General features: G+C 36.1%; 10 protein-coding genes and 1 pseudogene. 2 read left to right on the top strand and 9 right to left on the bottom strand.

Annotation, left to right across the window (positions count from 1 at the left end):
- Window positions 1–138: 138 nt before the first annotated feature.
- Complete coding sequence (locus tag DCC35_RS07390; protein ID WP_137090178.1) at window positions 139–2,487, top strand: TIM-barrel domain-containing protein; 2,349 nt, start codon at window positions 139–141, stop codon at window positions 2,485–2,487.
- A gap of 40 nt (window positions 2,488–2,527) precedes the next feature.
- Here the strand turns inward: DCC35_RS07390 and DCC35_RS07385 are convergent.
- Window positions 2,528–3,162 (bottom strand): annotated as a pseudogene (locus DCC35_RS07385) (peroxiredoxin).
- A 164-nt stretch (window positions 3,163–3,326) separates the two neighbouring features.
- On the opposite strand from DCC35_RS07385, the gene DCC35_RS07380 reads away from it, so the two are divergent.
- A complete protein-coding gene (locus tag DCC35_RS07380; protein ID WP_137090177.1) occupies window positions 3,327–4,325 on the top strand; it encodes an NADP-dependent oxidoreductase in 999 nt (332 codons plus the stop codon).
- Between the two features lie 70 nt (window positions 4,326–4,395).
- On the opposite strand, the gene DCC35_RS07375 is transcribed toward DCC35_RS07380, so the two are convergent.
- From DCC35_RS07375 to DCC35_RS07340, 8 genes are read right to left on the bottom strand one after another with little or no spacing between them, the layout of a single operon-like run.
- Window positions 4,396–5,088 (bottom strand): ABC transporter ATP-binding protein, encoded by a 693-nt coding sequence (locus tag DCC35_RS07375; protein ID WP_137090176.1) that lies wholly within the window; start codon window positions 5,086–5,088, stop codon window positions 4,396–4,398.
- Window position 5,089: 1 nt separating this feature from the next.
- Entirely contained in the window at window positions 5,090–7,435 is a 2,346-nt protein-coding gene (locus tag DCC35_RS07370) for an ABC transporter permease (RefSeq protein ID WP_137090175.1), read from the bottom strand.
- 11 nt (window positions 7,436–7,446) lie between these two features.
- The gene (locus tag DCC35_RS07365) at window positions 7,447–9,756 is read right to left on the bottom strand and encodes an ABC transporter permease (protein ID WP_175402753.1); all 2,310 of its coding nucleotides are present in this window, start codon (window positions 9,754–9,756) and stop codon (window positions 7,447–7,449) included.
- A gap of 38 nt (window positions 9,757–9,794) precedes the next feature.
- On the bottom strand, window positions 9,795–12,239 hold the full coding sequence (locus DCC35_RS07360) for an FtsX-like permease family protein (protein WP_137090173.1): 2,445 nt from the start codon (window positions 12,237–12,239) through the stop codon (window positions 9,795–9,797).
- Window positions 12,240–12,260: 21 nt separating this feature from the next.
- Complete coding sequence (locus DCC35_RS07355) at window positions 12,261–12,476, bottom strand: ABC transporter permease (protein WP_137090172.1); 216 nt, start codon at window positions 12,474–12,476, stop codon at window positions 12,261–12,263.
- Complete coding sequence (locus DCC35_RS07350) at window positions 12,473–14,719, bottom strand: ABC transporter permease (RefSeq protein WP_137090171.1); 2,247 nt, start codon at window positions 14,717–14,719, stop codon at window positions 12,473–12,475. The genes DCC35_RS07355 and DCC35_RS07350 overlap by 4 nt, the downstream gene beginning before the upstream one ends.
- A gap of 43 nt (window positions 14,720–14,762) precedes the next feature.
- The gene (locus DCC35_RS07345) at window positions 14,763–15,461 is read right to left on the bottom strand and encodes an ABC transporter ATP-binding protein (RefSeq protein WP_137090170.1); all 699 of its coding nucleotides are present in this window, start codon (window positions 15,459–15,461) and stop codon (window positions 14,763–14,765) included.
- Window positions 15,462–15,469: 8 nt separating this feature from the next.
- A complete protein-coding gene (locus DCC35_RS07340) occupies window positions 15,470–16,720 on the bottom strand; it encodes an efflux RND transporter periplasmic adaptor subunit (RefSeq protein ID WP_137090169.1) in 1,251 nt (416 codons plus the stop codon).
- Between the last annotated feature and the right edge of the window lie 295 nt (window positions 16,721–17,015).

Here is a 17,015-nt window from a genome sequence, read left to right as displayed (position 1 = left end):
TACAAAACACTTCAATATCTAGTTTTAAGCATATATCCACAAATCAATATACCTGATATTATTATTCAGATCATTAATGAAAATAAGAAATTAAGTCCATTCTTAATTATATTAGCCTCAGTATAACCTGAAGAACTCATGAAACAAATAAGTGCATTTTTTTTACTGATCTCAGTAATTATTTTTAGTTGTAAAGATAATTCTGAGAAAAATAATTTCGTCAAACAGAAGATCGTAACTATAAGTAGTGATCATGGCATTTATTATCTATCAGCCATTTCTGAAGATATTATCAGACTGTCTTTTAAGGATTCGATCATTACCTCAGATAAGTTTTACGCTCCTGTAATAACCGAAGAAATTGAAATGGAAGTTGCCGAAAACGACTCCATGATCACAGCAAAGACTTCAGGAGTTACTGTAATCGTAAATAAATCTCCCCTGAATATAAAATATTACAATAATACAGGAGAATTAAAGCTTGAATTAAATGACGGGATAAATAGAATTGGTGATAGTCTGGCAGTAAAATTCTCATTAAAACCGGATGAATCAATTTATGGTACTGGTTTCAGAGCAATCCCTTTAGATCGTCGTGGTTATAGTTTTATGGCTTACAACCAACCTCAATATGCCTATGGAGAGGGTGCCACAAATTTAAATTACTCAATTCCACATTGGATGTCTTCGTCCAACTATATGATGATGATTGATAACCCTTCAAAATCTTTTTTTGATATCGGAAAAACTGATAAAGAAGAGTTAATCTATTCAAGCTATAAGGGAAATCTTTCTTTTTATTTTATAGATGGAGCCAACTTCAGTGAATTAATTAGCAATTATACCAAACTAACAGGCAATCAACCACTACCTCCGATCTGGGCCTTTGGCAATTTCCAATCTCGATTTGGTTACGAAAGTCAGCAAGAGGCAGAAAATATACTAAATCAATCTTTAAATGCAGGGTATCCTACTGATGCGCTTATTTTAGATATTTTTTGGTTTGGACCTGAAATTGAAGATGGCCGAATGGGAGATCTTAAATGGAATAAAGAAAAATGGCCGGAGCCTGTTAAAATGATCAATAATTTTAAGGATAAAGGTGTTAAAACTATTTTGATCACAGAACCTTTCTTTACTAAAAAATCTCAACATTATAAATATTTAGCATCAAATGGATTGTTGGGAATGAACAAAGATAGTTCAGTATATGAATTACCGGATTTTTACTTTGGCGATGCAGGATTACTGGACATATTCAATCCGAAAGCTCAAAAATGGATCTGGCAGGAATATAAAAGAATGAAAGAATACGGTGCAGCAGGATGGTGGGTAGATCTTGGAGAACCTGAAACTCACCCGGATTCAATGTATCACTATACAGGCAGAGGCTATGAAGTCCACGGTGCTTATGGTCACGAATGGGCCAAGGTAATGCACAATGGTTATGCAGCAGATTTCCCTAATGAAAGGCTATTCTTACTGGCAAGAGCTGGATTTGCCGGTACTCAGCGATATGGTTTGATACCGTGGTCTGGCGATGTCGGCAGAAACTGGTCTGGGTTTAAACCACAACCTTCAATTATCATGAGCATGGGGCTCTCTGGAATAGGGTATATGCATTCTGATGCTGGTGGATTTACTTTCGTTGAAGAGAGAGATCCTGAACTTTATACACGTTGGGTACAGTTCGCTGCTTTTTCACCAATATTCAGGCCACATGCTGATCAATCTGCTCCGGCAGAACCTGTTATGTGGAGTAAAGAAGTACAGCAAAATGTCAAACCATTTATTGAACTTCGTTATAAACTTTTACCATATAATTATACCCTGGGATGGGAAAACACTACTACTGGGATGCCCTTAATGAGACCTATGTTTATTGAATACCCTGCAATTCCGGATACCCTGCATAACCAATATATGTGGGGTGATAATTTCCTGGTCGCTCCTATTTTAAATCAGGGAATTAAAAACAGAAAAGTTTATTTACCGGAAGGGGAATGGTATAATTACTGGAGTAATGAAAAGATCGATGGGGGCAAATGGATAGAAGTAGCTGTTACAATTGAAAAAATTCCTGTATTTGTAAAAGCAGGAAGTATTATTCCTACTGCAGAGTTGGTTACCTCAACTGATTATTACGATACTGATTCAGTTCACATCAATTATTACTATAATGAAGGGACTTATGAAGATCAGATATATTTTGACGATGGATTAACTAATAATAGCTGGCTGGAAAATAAATATGACTTAATTACCGTAAATGTCATTTCCAAACCATCTTCCATCACCTTTGCTGCAGATAAACAAGGAGATAGTTTTGAAGGATCTCCTTCAAACAGAGTTTATAAAATTGTAGTTCATGGATTAAAATCCGAACCTTCAGGTATCGATCGGGAAAAATTTAACTGGGATCCGGAAAAATCATTACTTTCATTTTACAGTACTTTAACAACTGATGAAATAGTAAATATCAATTAAAAAAGCCCGCTTTTTAGCGGACTTTCCAATTTAATTTGATCTATTTCTTTTTCGCATCAGTCATTCTTAGGTATGGTTTGACAGTATCATATCCTGGGAATCGCTCTCTTGCATCTTCATCACTAACAGATGGTGATATTACCACTTTGTCTCCCTCAGTCCAATTTGCTGGGTAGCCAAAGATTGGTTAGCCGTTAATTGGAGACTATCTATTACCCTTACTATCTCATCAAAATTTCTTCCAGTTGAAGCAGGATAGGTAAGTGTTAATTTGATCTTCTTATCAGGACCGATAATAAAAACAGATCTAACAGTTGCATTTTCATCAGAGTTAGGATGAATCATATCATAAAGCTTAGACACTTTTCTGTCCTCATCAGCTATTATCGGGTAATCAACTGTGGTTTTGTTTACCTCATTAATATCTTTTACCCATTCTTTATGTTGATCTAAAGGATCGACACTCAATGCAATTGTTTTAACATTCCGCTTATCAAATTCACCCCTGTACCTTGCCACGGTACCCAGTTCAGTAGTACAAACTGGTGTGAAGTCCGCTGGATGGGAAAATAAAACTCCCCAGGAATCTCCCAGCCATTCATGAAAATTAATTTTACCTTCGGTAGTTTCAGCGGTAAAGTCAGGCGCTGTATCGCCCAGTCTTAAATGTGCCATGGTCAATAGTTTTTTTAATTATAGTTGAAACAAAACTGATTGAGGTCAAGGTTGTTTTTGTAGTATTTAAACGAAATACTGTGTTCATTGTTGAGTTAATTAATAAATTAAAGAACTTATTTCCCGAACAGGGTTATATCGATTCGACCTAAAACCAATTATAAATGCAAACAAGACAAATCATATTTAAAGAGCGTCCAAAAGGGATGCCTGATGACTCTACTTTTAACTTTGAAACCACAGAATTACCTGAATTAAAGGATGGTCAGGTTTTACTTAAAGCGACGTGGTTTTCAGTAGATCCATACATGCGAGGCAAAATGAGTGATGCTAAATCATATACCGAACCATTTGAAGTTGGAAAGCCTTTAAACGGTGGTGCTATAGCTAAAGTAGAAAAAAGCAGATCAAAAAATTTCAAAGAAGGTGATACAGTATTCGGAATGCTTGACTGGGCTGAACACCAGGTAGCTGATGATAAAAACCTTAGAAAAATAGACCCGGATCTTGCACCACCAAGTTACAACCTGGGAATACTGGGAATGCCTGGTTTAACTGCCTACTTCGGATTAATGAAAGTAGGCGAACCAAAAGAGGGTGATACCGTGGTAATTTCAGGTGCAGCAGGTGCAGTAGGCTCAGTCGTTGGCCAGATCGCCAAGATACAGGGATGTAGAGTTGTTGGTATTGCAGGTAGTGATGAAAAAATCGATATGCTCACTAACGAATTCGGTTTTGATGCAGGCATAAATTATAAAGCAACAGATGATATTAAAAAAGACCTGAAAGAAGCATGTCCGGATGGGATTGATGTATATTTTGATAATGTGGGTGGAGAAATTTCCGATGCTGTGACCATGCAATTAAACGATTTTGCCAGGGTGTCATTATGTGGACAAATTGCATTATATAATGCTACTTCCATGCCCACTGGTCCACGTATACAGCCAATACTGTTAACGCGAAGAGTGAAAATGCAGGGATTTATAATTTCTGATTTTCAGAATGAATTTGGAGATGGAATCAAAAAGATCGCTTCATGGCTTCAGCAGGGTAAACTAAAATATGAAGAAACAGTTGTAGAAGGGTTTGATAATATACCGAAAGCTTTTTTAGGTTTATTCTCGGGAGAGAATAAAGGTAAAATGGTCGTAAAGGTATAATAAACAGAGGCAGCCCTAAATAGTTTGCTGGCAAAGCGCACTTTGGGCTGCCTTTTATTGAACTTTATCTTTATTTAATCTCTTCCCTTTCCACCAGGTAATCACGTTCAATGGCACCGTCTACCAATTCAATAATTCTTTTGCCATATGAGGCATTATGTTCATCATGAGTTACCTGAACTATGGTAGTTCCCTCCTCATTTAGTTCTCTGAAAATATTCATAACCTCAGCTGCCTGCTTACTGTGAAGATTACCGGTTGGTTCATCAGCTAGTAATACCCTGGGCTTACCTATTATTGCCCTTGCAACTCCTACAAGTTGTTGCTGGCCACCCGAGAGCTGATTAGGAAACAGATCCTTTTTAGCTACCATATTAAAGCGGTCCAGCACTTCCGCAACCAAACCTTTTCTTTCTTTTGAAGGAACTTTTCGATATAAAAGGGGTGTTTCAATATTTTCATAAACAGTTAACTCATCAATCAGATGATACGCCTGAAAAACAAATCCAAAGTAATGCTTCGCCAGTTCACTTTGCTTTTTGCCTTTAAGGGTATAGATATCATTATTATCTAAGAGATATTTTCCAGCCGAAGCATTATCCAACATTCCGATAATGTTGAGTAAAGTAGATTTACCGGCTCCTGAAGGCCCCATTATAGTGAGAAAATCACCCTTTTCAACTTTTAAGTCGATTGCTTTAAGTAAAAACAATCGTTGGAATTTTGCATCGATGTATTTATCAAGATTATTTATTTCTATCATTTTATTCACTTTTTAATGCATTAACAGGATTTGTATTAGCCACCTTCAAGGCATGATATGTTACTGTACCAACAGCAACTAAAAATGCTATTCCAGAACCGACCAAAAAGACCAGGATATCCAACGATATATGATAGGCAAAATCTCTGACCCAATCTGTAAGTATAAAATAGCATATCGGTATTGCGATGATTGCAGCAATTAACACCAGTTTTACAAAAGACAAATTAAAATTAATAACAATGTCCTTTATCGAACTTCCAAGTACTTTTCTAATTCCGATCTCCTTTGTTCTTTGCTCCGCTGAAAAAGATGCAAGACCAAACAAACCCAGGCAGGAAATAATAATTGCGACCATCGTAAATACACCTGAAAGCTTGCCTAAAACCTCCTCATTTTTGTAAAGCTGATCGTACTCTTCGTCCATAAATTTGTAATCAAAAGGCGTTACCTGGTCATATTTATTATGGATAGATTTTAAAGAAGCCAGTGCCTGACTTTCCTGGCCTTCCGGGAACCTTACTACAGCTCTAAAGACATAATTTGTATTCAGTGTAATTATAGTCGGGGGGATTGCAGATTTTAGAGAACTGGTATGAACATCCTCAAACACTCCGATTATTTTCCCTTCAGTATTCCGGAAATTTAACCGGTTACCTACCGGGTCTTTCATACCCATCAATTCAGCTGCAACATTATTGATCAGATAACTTACAGAATCATTGTATAGTTTATTAAATGACCGCCCTGATTTAATATCTATTCCCATTACATCAGTAAAATCATGTCCCACCTTCAATACCTTGAACAAAACCATTTCATCAGGTTTTTTCCCATCCCAAATAACATCTCCTGTACTTGATCCTACTCTAACAGGATTCTCATCTACCCTCGATACTTTTTCAATACCTTGCATTGACTCAATTTCTGTTTTCCACGAATCAAATTTCTCGAATAATGGAACCCCGGGATAATAAAATAAAACGTTTTCCTTGTCCATCCCTATTGATTTGGTACGCAAAAACTCCAATTGCTTATACGTGAATATGGTTCCAATTATGAGGATAATTGAAAGAGAAAACTGTACGACCACAAGCGTTTGCCTGAACTTTAATGCTGATTTGCCCTTTTCAACTTCATTTTTTAAAACTTTTACAGGTTTGAAATTTGTCAGATAAAAAGCTGGATATATACCAGACAATAAAGTAGTTAAAAGGAGAATTATAAAAGTGCCTAACCAAAATATTGGGGAATAATAAGGGACAGATATTGAAATCGGTGATATTGTATTGAAAACAGGTAAAGATAGTTCTACTAATACAAGACCTAATAAAATAGCTGTTACAGTATAAATCAACGTTGATAAAAGATTGCTTTTTATCAATGAAAATCTACTGGCTCCAATAACCTTGCGGATCCCTGTGTTTTTAGCCGTTTTCATTGATTGGGCAGTGGAAAGATTCATGAAATTAATGCATGCAATTAATAGTAAAACGGCAGCTATTACTATGAATGTATTAAGGGTGGTAATCAACCCTCCTTTCTCTTCTTTATTTTCAAATGTTCCTTTCAAATATATGTCACTGAATGGATAAAGAAACATTTCCACATTAGTACCACTAATATGATTTCTAACCATATGCCTGGCTTTGGAACTGACTTCCTGATAATCCACACCTTTATCCAACAACGTATAGGTCAATAGAGTATTATTACCCCACTTATGAAGCCATGGATTTTGATCAAAATAGGGCTGCATAGGAAGCAACACATCAAATTGAATACTTGAAGCATTTTTGTCCACATCTAAAACTGCAGAAACAGTATATTGCTCCTGGCCATTCAGGATAAAAGTCTTCCCAACCACATCTTCCAGACCAAAAAGCTCAATCGCAGCCTGCTTTGAAATTATTGCATCAGATGATTCTTCGAGAGAAGGAGCTCCATCCAACACTGGAAAAGAAAAAATGTCTAAAAATTCCGGATCGACATACCGAATTGATTGCTTAACCGAATTATCCTGATATGCAGTGACCATATTGTAATCCCAGGTAGATCTGGCTGCCAAATTTACCCCTGGGATATCTCTTTTAAACTCTTCAGCAAATAATCCAGGGGTAGATCTTGAAGTCATAGACGTGCCATCCGTGAAAGACTGGTGTTCCAATACCTGGTAGATACGATCTATTTCTGAATGAAATTTATCTACTGAATACATTTGAAATACCCAAATAAATACCATCAGACTAAAAGCAAACCCAATTGCTAAACCGAAAATGTTTATGAAAAAAAACAACTTATTTTTCTTCATATTTCTTAAAAAGGCATTAATAAAATAATTATTCATAGTGAAATATCTTATTCGTTTTTTAATGCATTAACAGGATTTGTCCGGGCTGCTTTTAATGCATGATATGTGATAGTGAGAATTGCCACGAAAAAAGTAACTGCACTTCCCAATATGAAAATCGACATACTTACTGGTAAGTGATAAGTGAAATCTTCCAGCCATTTTTGTAATAGCAAATAAATGGCCGGGATTGCTATCACGATAGAAATTAAAACCAGTTTAATAAATGAAAGATTAAAATTTAAGACAATATCTTTCACAGAACTTCCCATCACCTTTCTTATTCCAATTTCCTTAGTTCTTTGCTCAGCCGAAAAAGAGGCTAACCCAAATAACCCAAGGCATGAAATTATTATAGCTACCAGAGTAAATACACCGGTAAGTTTTCCGATTACCTCTTCATTTTTGTAAAGACGGTCATAATCATCATGCATAAATTCATAATCAAACGGTGAAATCTGATCAAATTCTCCATGTATTAATCTAAGTGATTCTAATGCCTGATCCTCCTGACCAGGCTCAAACCTTACCAGAACACGCCAGCTGCCTTTGGGATCATAATTTAAAATGGTAGGAGCTATGGGTCTTCTTAAAGATCCGGTATGTACATCTTTAAAAACACCGATTATTGTCCCCTCTTTCCCCCAGAAAGAAAGTTTTTGACCAACAGGCTCCTCCATACCCATAAGAGCCGCTGCTTCATCGTTAATTATAAATCTTAAAGAATCGGTAGCTCTTCCATCCCAGGATTTTCCTTTATCAATTTTAATTCCCATGGTTTCAATAAAATCCTCACCTACTCTCACCACATCGAATAAAATCACATCATCGGGATTTTTCCCTTCCCAGGTGGGATCACCTGAATTATTACTTATTCTAATTGGGTTTTGATCAGCTCTGGAAACAACCTCAATACCCGGTAGTTTTTCAACAGTATTTTTCCAGGCTTCAAACTTTTCCAAAATAGAATGATGAGGGTAATAATATAAAATTCGATCTTTATCCATACCGATATTTTTGTTCCTCATATAGTTTAATTGCTTATGAGTAAACAATGTTCCACTAATAAGAATTATAGATAAAGTAAACTGAAAGACAACAAGAAATTGTCTGAATCGCAAAGCTGACTTTCCCTTCTCTAATTTCCCTTTTAAAATATTTACCGGTTTAAAATCAGATAAATATACCGCCGGATAGATTCCTGACATTAAGGTGGTTATCAATACAATTAACAACAATATCACCCAAAATATCCAACTGTGATATGGCACACTCACCTCGATTGGAGATATGGTGTTGAAAAACGGTAACATTAGTTCAACTAATACCAGTCCCAGTAGAACTGCCAAAGCCGCATAAATAAAAGTAGCTATTAAATAATTTTTAATTAAAGATATCCTGCTTGCTCCGATCACCTTTCTGATCCCGGTCTCTTTCGCCTTTTTGGTAGACTGTGCAGTAGATAAATTCATAAAGTTGATACTGGCGATAATCAGCAGGAAAGCAGCTATAACTATAAATATTTTTAAATTTTCAATCTGTCCGCCTTTTTCTTCTTTCCCCTCAAATGAACCTTTTAAATATGCATCGGTAAAAGGGTATAAAAATATTTCGACAACTGACCCTTCGTCTCGTTTTTTAATAAAGTCTACTACCTTTTTATTAACCTCTTTATAATCTGCATTCTCTGATAAAAGTGCATAGCAGGGAGTATTGTTACTACTCCAATTTTGCAACCATGGACTTTTTTCATAATGAGGTTGAAAAGGTAATAGAACATCAAAAAAAATACTTGATTTTGCTTCATTGAGCTCAATAACTGCAGTAATCTTATAATCTTCGTTTCCATTCACAGTAAAGGTTTTACCCACCACATTTACCGAATTGAAAAGTTCCAAAGCTGCTTTTTTGGAAATTACTGCCTGGTTAGGTTCCACTAAGGAAGGGAAACCTTCTATAATGGGAAAGGAAAATATATCATGAAAGCTTGGATCGGAGAATCGAATTAATTGCCTTACTGAATTATCCTGAAATGAGGTCACCATATCATATCCCCAGCTAACCCGTGCAGTTTTTTCAACTTCCGGAACTTCCTTTTCAAATTCAGGACCCATGATACCGGGAGTAGACCTTGTAGTCAGGATATTACCATCGCTATATGTCTGATGCTCCATAACCTGATAAATGCGATCCGCTTTTGTATGGAATTTATCAACTGAATACATATTATGAATCCATACCAAAACGATCAGGCTAAAAGCAAAACCAATTGCTAAACCGAAAATATTAATGAAAGAGAACATTTTGTTCTTTTTCATATCTCTTATAAAAGAGTTAATGAAGTAGTTATTCATAGTTATTCGTCTTTTAATGTTTCAACCGGATTAACCCAAACTGCTTTTAGCGTATTGACTGTCACTATGGTAAGTGTAAAAACCAGGCCGATCAGTATTGCAATAGCCATTATCCACACCCAGTTAACTTCCTGGTAAACAAATGAACTCAGCCATTTCTGCATAAATAACAAGCTCACTGGAAGGGCAATGATTATTCCGACAATTGTTACCTTGATAAACTCCATATTAAACATCCCGGATAAGGATAATGTATCTGCCCCCATAACTTTCCGAATGCCAATTTCTTTTGTTCGACTATTGATCGCCAGGGAAACCAGGGCATAGAGACCCATTGCAGCTATGATTATTGAAATTAGAGCACCCGCAGTTACCATTTTGCTTAACTTCTCATCTTCTTCATACTGCCTTTGAACTGTTTCATCTAGAAACCTGAATTCAAAAGGATCTCCGGGATATATTGAAGAATATATCTCTTCAATCTTATTAATATTCTCTCCGACGTCATTTGAATTGATCTTTGCAATAACTGTGGGAGTAAGTCCACCAGGGATATTAAGATGACGCAATCCTGAAAATATTAATTCCGGATCTTGTACAAGTACTATCGGTTCGATATCATCATAAAGTGAAGCATGATGAAAATTTTTAACCACACCTATTATTTTATGCGGATCAAATTTCTCAGCACTTGGTAATTGTTTGTTTATCGGACTCTTCATACCCAATAACTCAGCCATTTTTTCATTAATAATCATCGCTGAGCTATCAGATGGACTATTTGTAAAATTTCTACCATCTAAAAACTCCAATCCTAGGGTTTCTGCATATTGAGGACTTACAATGTTCATTCTAAACTTGAATAAAGAGCCATCTTTTAAAGGAAATCCTCCCATCCACCACGTATTATTTCCATATGTTGCCAATGTGATTGCAGTATTCTCAATAAAACTGTTATTGTTAAGCTGATTGAGAAATGGAATCGTTTTTTTAAACCCATTTACGACATATGGACCAAGATCTGGTGAAGGTTTGGGAGAAACCTGAACTTGAATTATTGCATCTTTATCAAACCCCAGGTCAAAGTTTCTTATTTCTTCAATTTGTCTGTACATAATTAAAGTACAGGTGATCAGAAATATTGATATGAAAAACTGAAAAGCCAGCAATCCTTTACGAAGATTTTGCTTTCCAAAACTCAATGTCAGATGTGACTTTAAAACTCTTACAGGTTTCAGAGAAGACAGAAAGATTGCCGGATATACTCCCGCTGCAAAAGTGATCATCAATATCAATCCGAGCAAAATGAGAATGTATTTCGGCTCAAAAAGGAGGACTACATTCTTATCAAATAGATCATTAAATACCGGAAGTATTAATTGTGCAATTACAATACCTATTATGGCAGAAAAAAATGTTATAAGAAAAGCCTCAACCATAAATTGGATGAACAACTGGTTATATCTTGCTCCCATTGTCTTTCTAACCCCTACTTCCTTAGACCTGGTAATTGAACGGCCAATAGCCATAGTAGTAAAATTGATACAGGCGATTACTAAAACCAGTATTGCAATTCCCCCAAGTATTCTAAGCAACTGTGGATCAGTTGTTATTGACATTCCGGGTGGATCAACACCATTTACATGAATATCCGGTAATGGTAATAAGGTAAACCAATATGTTCCTTCCACATAATCTTCACCTAAAGCCTTTTTTACCATCTTAGGTAGAATACTTTCCAATTTTTCAAATTCTACCCCTTTCTCAAGTAGTATGAAAGTTTCACCAAATACATTAAACCATCCTTGTAACCCGCCTTGACCAAAAACCTGCTTGAATTGTTCATCGTGAAGCAAGACCTCAAATTGAATGCTCGAATTTGAATCGGGATCTTTTACTACTCCAGCAACAAGGTATTCTTCGTATTCAGGACCTACCTGAATTTCCATCGGCCGACCAATCACATCAATTGAACCAAAATACTTCCTGGCAGTAGATTCGGTTAAAATCACATTTGAATATGAGGATAAAGCATTTTCCGGTGTCCCGGCAATAAACTCAAAATCAAAAATCCTGAAAAAATCAGAACTAACAAGGTGAGTAAGTTGGTTAATGCTCTTCCCTCCTGCCACCCTGGTCATATTTAATGTATTGATAAATCGGGTAGAAGCGATTACTTGTGGAAATTCTTCTTTTATCGTAGGCATTAATACAGGAGGTGTTGAAGTAGAATAATTTTCTTCATCATCCACCACTTCGTGCATCATCACCTTCGCAATTCGATCATATTTAGAGTTAAATTTATCAAAGCTATGCTCTTGAACTATAAAAAAGAGTATAACCATCGAAACCCCTAATCCAACAGACAATCCCACCAGATTAATAAGCGTATACTGCTTTTTAGCAAGTAAATTTCTAATTGCTATTTTGAAATAATTGATCCACATATTCGGTTATCGGTTAGATTTTTATTCGGTTCTTAAAGCCTTAACAGGATCGCTGAGCGCTGCTTTTACAGACTGATATGAAACTGTTACCAGAGCAATCAGAAATGCAGGTACGAGAGCTCCTAGAATATAGGTTGCATTAATATCAGTCTTATAGGCAAAGTCTTGTAGCCATTCATTCATAGCAAACCATGCGATGGGCACACCAATCAGATAAGCAATAAATACCAGTTTCATAAATCCCCCAGTAGCATAAATACCACCTGGTTGGTCTCTGCTCCCATTACTTTTCTGACACCAATTTCTTTAAATCGCTTTTCTGCGGTAAAAGCTGATAAACCGAAAAGCCCCAGGCAGGCAACCAATATTGCTAATCCGGAAAAAACCAGCATTAACTTTTTAACTCGCTGTTCTGCGACATACATTGATTCAAAATCACTATCAAGAAAATTGTATAGGAAAGGTTGATCCGGATTAATTGAATTCCAGATATTCTCAATGCCAGCCAATTGCTTTTTATAATCTTCAGATTTCAGCTTTATCAATAAAACACCCCTGTTATTACGATTGAAAACTCCAAGTGGTGTGATGCTTTCCTTAAGAGAATTAAAATGAAAGTTCTTAACAACCCCGATCACGCGGTAGGCCAGGATTTTTTCTCTATCTATTTGTCCTGTAACATCATCAAAACCAAAAGTATGAATGTATTGGCCTACAGGGTCACCTTTGAATCCAAATTGATTTATTGCCGCCTCATTTAGTACTACTGTAGCAGAATCGGCCTGAGAATCAGAATCAAATGGCTGGCCATCTATAAATTCCATCCCAAGAGTATTGAAATAATCTCCATCTGCACCCCAGCTTTGCATACTAACTGATGATTCCGGAGATGGATTGGTACCATTTCTCCAATACATATTATCACTTCTACTATATCCTTCAACTGGCAGGAAACTTGTTAAAGAAGTGTTTGTTACGGAAGCCAAATTCCTGACTTTTTCTTTAAAAACAAGGGATTGATCACCTAAATTCCATACGTCATTAACAATTATAACCCGATCTTTTTCATAGCCCAGATTTTTATTTTGTATATAATTGAGTTGACCAGTGATTACCAGGGTTCCTATAATAAGTATAATAGAAATTGCAAACTGCCCTACTACAAGAATATTTCTCAATGAAAAAGATCCTTTGCCTACAGTTTTACCTCCCTTTAGTACCTCCACCGGTTTGTAAGAAGAAAGCATTAATGCCGGATAACTTCCTGCTGCTAATCCAGTAATAATTAAAATGAAAATTAAAACCAATAATAGCTGAGGTTGTGTGAAGTAATCAGTTGTAATCTGTTTATCAAATGTGTTATTAAATAAGGGAACTACCAGTTCAACAATCAAAACAGCAAGTAATAAGGAAAAGAATGATATAAGAAGGCTCTCTGTCAAAAATTGAAAAACCAGCTGTTTCTTTCTCGACCCTAATGTCTTTCTGATCCCTACTTCTTTTGAGCGCTTTAATGAACGTGAAGTAGATAAGTTAATAAAGTTTATACAGGCAATTAATAGTATTATACCTGCCACAGTAATAAAGATGTATATATATTTTATATCCCCATTTGCAGATAATTCATTATTTAATTGAGAGTGCAAATGAATATCTTCTATCGGTTGCACATGATATTTAACAAAACTACCCTCCTCTTCCAGAGCATCATAAGTAGTGCCTAATAAATTTGTGATTTGAGGACCGATGTATTTAGTTAAAAAATCTTCTCTGATTCTCGCTTCAAACTCTTCGGGATCAACCCCTTCTTTTAGCTTAAAATAAGTTTGAAAATTATTGCTTAACCAAACGTCATTTTTACTATCCTCCCTGTTAAGCATTGAAAAATATACATCAAAATTAAAATGAGTATTGGAAGGTAAGTCTTTGATCACCCCATCAACTCTGAATTTTGTATCGTCATCCACAATGAGAGTTTTACCCACCACATCAGTTTCTCCAAAGTATTTCAAAGCGATTGATTCTGAAATTACCAGGGTATTAGGTTCTTTTAAAACCTTTGCGGGATCTCCATGCAAAAATGGAATTGAAAAAACAGTAAATAACGACGAATCAGCATAAATGACATTATTTTCTTTTTTATTCTGATCCCCTTCCTTCACTTTCATCAGGAAATCACCCCAGGTTCTGAACCTGCCATAACTTTCTACATACGGGTAATCCTCAAGAAGTGCCAGACCCAGGGGAGCCGGTCCGGTTGTATAATGATTATGATTGCCACCAAAATTAATCTCACTTGTCACCCTGTATATTCTGTCAGAATCTTTAAAATGCTTATCGTAGCTTACTTCATCGAGAATAAAGAGAACAATAAGAATGCAGCAAGCTATTCCGATAGCAAGACCAAGAATATTTATTGTCGAATAAAATTTTGTGTTCCAGAGATTCCTGAAAGCAATTTTGAAATAATTCTTAAACATGATGGTGAGATTTAAGGTTGGTCAATAGGTGAATCCTGATTACTTAAACATGAAATTGTTCTTTGATATTTTCAGTTACCACCTGGCCATCAAACAGATTAATGATCCTGTGGGCATAATTCGCATCATGAGGAGAGTGTGTAACCATTACAATAGTAGTACCTTCTCCATTTAGTTGTTCAAGCAAGCGCATTACCTCCTCACCGTTAGCACTATCCAGATTACCTGTTGGCTCATCGGCTAATATCACTGATGGTCTGGCAACAATTGCCCTGGCTATTGCTACACGCTGTTGCTGACCTCCTGATAATTGCTGTGGAAAGTGGTTTCTCCTATGCATTATATTCATTCGTTGAAGTACCTCCTCTACTTTTTGTTTTCTTTCACTGGAAGGAACTTTCAAATACAATAGTGGTAGCTCAACGTTCTCAAATACAGTCAGTTCATCGATCAGGTTAAAGCTCTGAAAAACAAAACCTATATTCCCTTTTCGCAGCTTTGCCCTTTGTCTTTCGCTGTGGTTTGATACCTCAGTATCGATAAAGTGATATTCACCTGAACTTGGGTTGTCTAATAATCCAAGTATATTTAGAAGAGTAGATTTACCGCAACCTGAAGGCCCCATAATTGCTACGAATTCACCTTTTTTGATCTCAATATTTATTCCATTGAGGGCTGTTGTTTCAACCTCCTCAGTTCGATATAATTTTTTAAGATCAACAGTTTTTAAAATGTTCTCCATTATGTTAGTTATTTTAAGTTCAATACATCGTTGTCACCAAAATTGTCATAGCCTGAGATTACCACTCTGTCACCTGGCTGAAGGCCACTTAATACTTCGTAATAATCCGGATTTCTTCTTCCGATAGATATATCCTTTTTATAGGCTTTTGTATTATCGCTATTAAGCACATATATCCAACGGCCTCCGGTATCATTAAAGAATCCTCCTGTCGGTAGCAATATGGCTTGTTCCAGATTACCTAATTCTAGTCTTATTCTTAAAGTCTGCCCTCTTCTTATTCCTTCAGGTACTTCGCCAGCAAAAACCATATCTACCTGGAATCGCCCATCTGAAATATTCGGATAGATCTTATTTATTTCTAATGTATATTGTTTCCCTGCAAAATTAAACGTGCCCTTTTGGCCAATATCTACTCTTGGTAAATAGAGCTCATCGATACCCACTCTCACTTTGTAATCATCCATTACATCAATCTGTCCAAGTCGCTGACCTGCATTTACTGACTGTCCTACCTCTAATTGTGGTGCTGACAGCTGACCGGATTCCGGCGCAGTGATAATCAGATTATCAAGAATCTGTCCCACAGCTTCCAGACTCCTTAACATTCTTTTTTCTGATTGATATAACTGATTCATCTGAATCGCTCGTGCTATCGAATCATTGCGATAAGAACGATAAGTCAATGCTCTGCGGTTTTGATTGTATTTTAATTGCTCATCTATTTGTTCAAACTCCTGTTCACTAATCAGCTTTTCTTTGTAAAGCTTTTTATTACGTTCGAATTGCGGTTTTAAAATATTTAATTGATAATCTATTTCAGCAAGCTGTGCTCGTTGGCTCAAGTCATTCTGATCTAATAGCAACCTGGTCTGACGCAAATTATTGATCTGCTCATATAATTGAGTTTCTCTTTGCATCACATCGAGCTGAAGCTTAGAATTAGTCAGCGTTAATACTGTATCTCCTTCATCCACGTTTGCTCCGGATTCTCTTATTACTTCCTGTATTATTCCTCCTTCTATCGCATCCAGAAAATACACTTCCCCGGGTGCCACATTCCCATTAACAGGAATAAATTCCTGAAAAGCTCCCTGTTTGACAGTTGCAGTGGTTATTCTTTCAGATTCAACATTCAAAGAACTTCTGTTATCACCAAATATCAGCTGAAACGCTAAAAAAATGACAATTACTGAAGCGATTACAACTCCACTGATTTTTTTCCATGTCCAACGTTTGGTTTCAATTTTTCGATCCATAAAAAATTATTTTCAAATACAATATTGAAAAAGTCGTGCCAGAACAAAATATAGTCTAAAAGAGCTATTTCAGGCACTTTTTTAAGACTTGGTGTATCCAGCCGAACAAAACCGTCCGCTGACGGACACCCTTAAAGAGAAATTGATTATCTTAGAAATCAAACTTAAAAATAATTTGAGAGGGAAAATAATAGCCATAATCCATCAATTGATTAGTTTCGGACATTTTACGTCAATTAAAAAAGAGCACTTTTTCATTATGGTATGGTTTTAGCCTTTATCCAAACAGAATATT

The sequence above is a fragment of the Mangrovivirga cuniculi genome, from assembly GCF_005166025.1.
GTDB classification, from domain to species: Bacteria; Bacteroidota; Bacteroidia; order Cytophagales; family Cyclobacteriaceae; genus Mangrovivirga; species Mangrovivirga cuniculi.
The sequence above is the reverse complement of the archived record's forward strand: the minus strand, read 5'-3'. Positions and strand labels throughout refer to the sequence as shown.

Coding starts and splice junctions, on each gene's coding strand:
- DCC35_RS07340 (WP_137090169.1), bottom strand. CDS start 16,720: ATGGATCGAAAAATTGAAACCAAACGTTGGACATGGAAAAAAATCAGT.
- DCC35_RS07345 (WP_137090170.1), bottom strand. CDS start 15,461: ATGGAGAACATTTTAAAAACTGTTGATCTTAAAAAATTATATCGAACT.
- DCC35_RS07380 (WP_137090177.1), top strand. CDS start 3,327: ATGCAAACAAGACAAATCATATTTAAAGAGCGTCCAAAAGGGATGCCT.
- DCC35_RS07390 (WP_137090178.1), top strand. CDS start 139: ATGAAACAAATAAGTGCATTTTTTTTACTGATCTCAGTAATTATTTTT.
- DCC35_RS07350 (WP_137090171.1), bottom strand. CDS start 14,719: ATGTTTAAGAATTATTTCAAAATTGCTTTCAGGAATCTCTGGAACACA.
- DCC35_RS07375 (WP_137090176.1), bottom strand. CDS start 5,088: ATGATAGAAATAAATAATCTTGATAAATACATCGATGCAAAATTCCAA.
- DCC35_RS07360 (WP_137090173.1), bottom strand. CDS start 12,239: ATGTGGATCAATTATTTCAAAATAGCAATTAGAAATTTACTTGCTAAA.
- DCC35_RS07355 (WP_137090172.1), bottom strand. CDS start 12,476: ATGAAACTGGTATTTATTGCTTATCTGATTGGTGTGCCCATCGCATGG.
- DCC35_RS07365 (WP_175402753.1), bottom strand. CDS start 9,756: ATGAAAAAGAACAAAATGTTCTCTTTCATTAATATTTTCGGTTTAGCA.
- DCC35_RS07370 (WP_137090175.1), bottom strand. CDS start 7,435: ATGAATAATTATTTTATTAATGCCTTTTTAAGAAATATGAAGAAAAAT.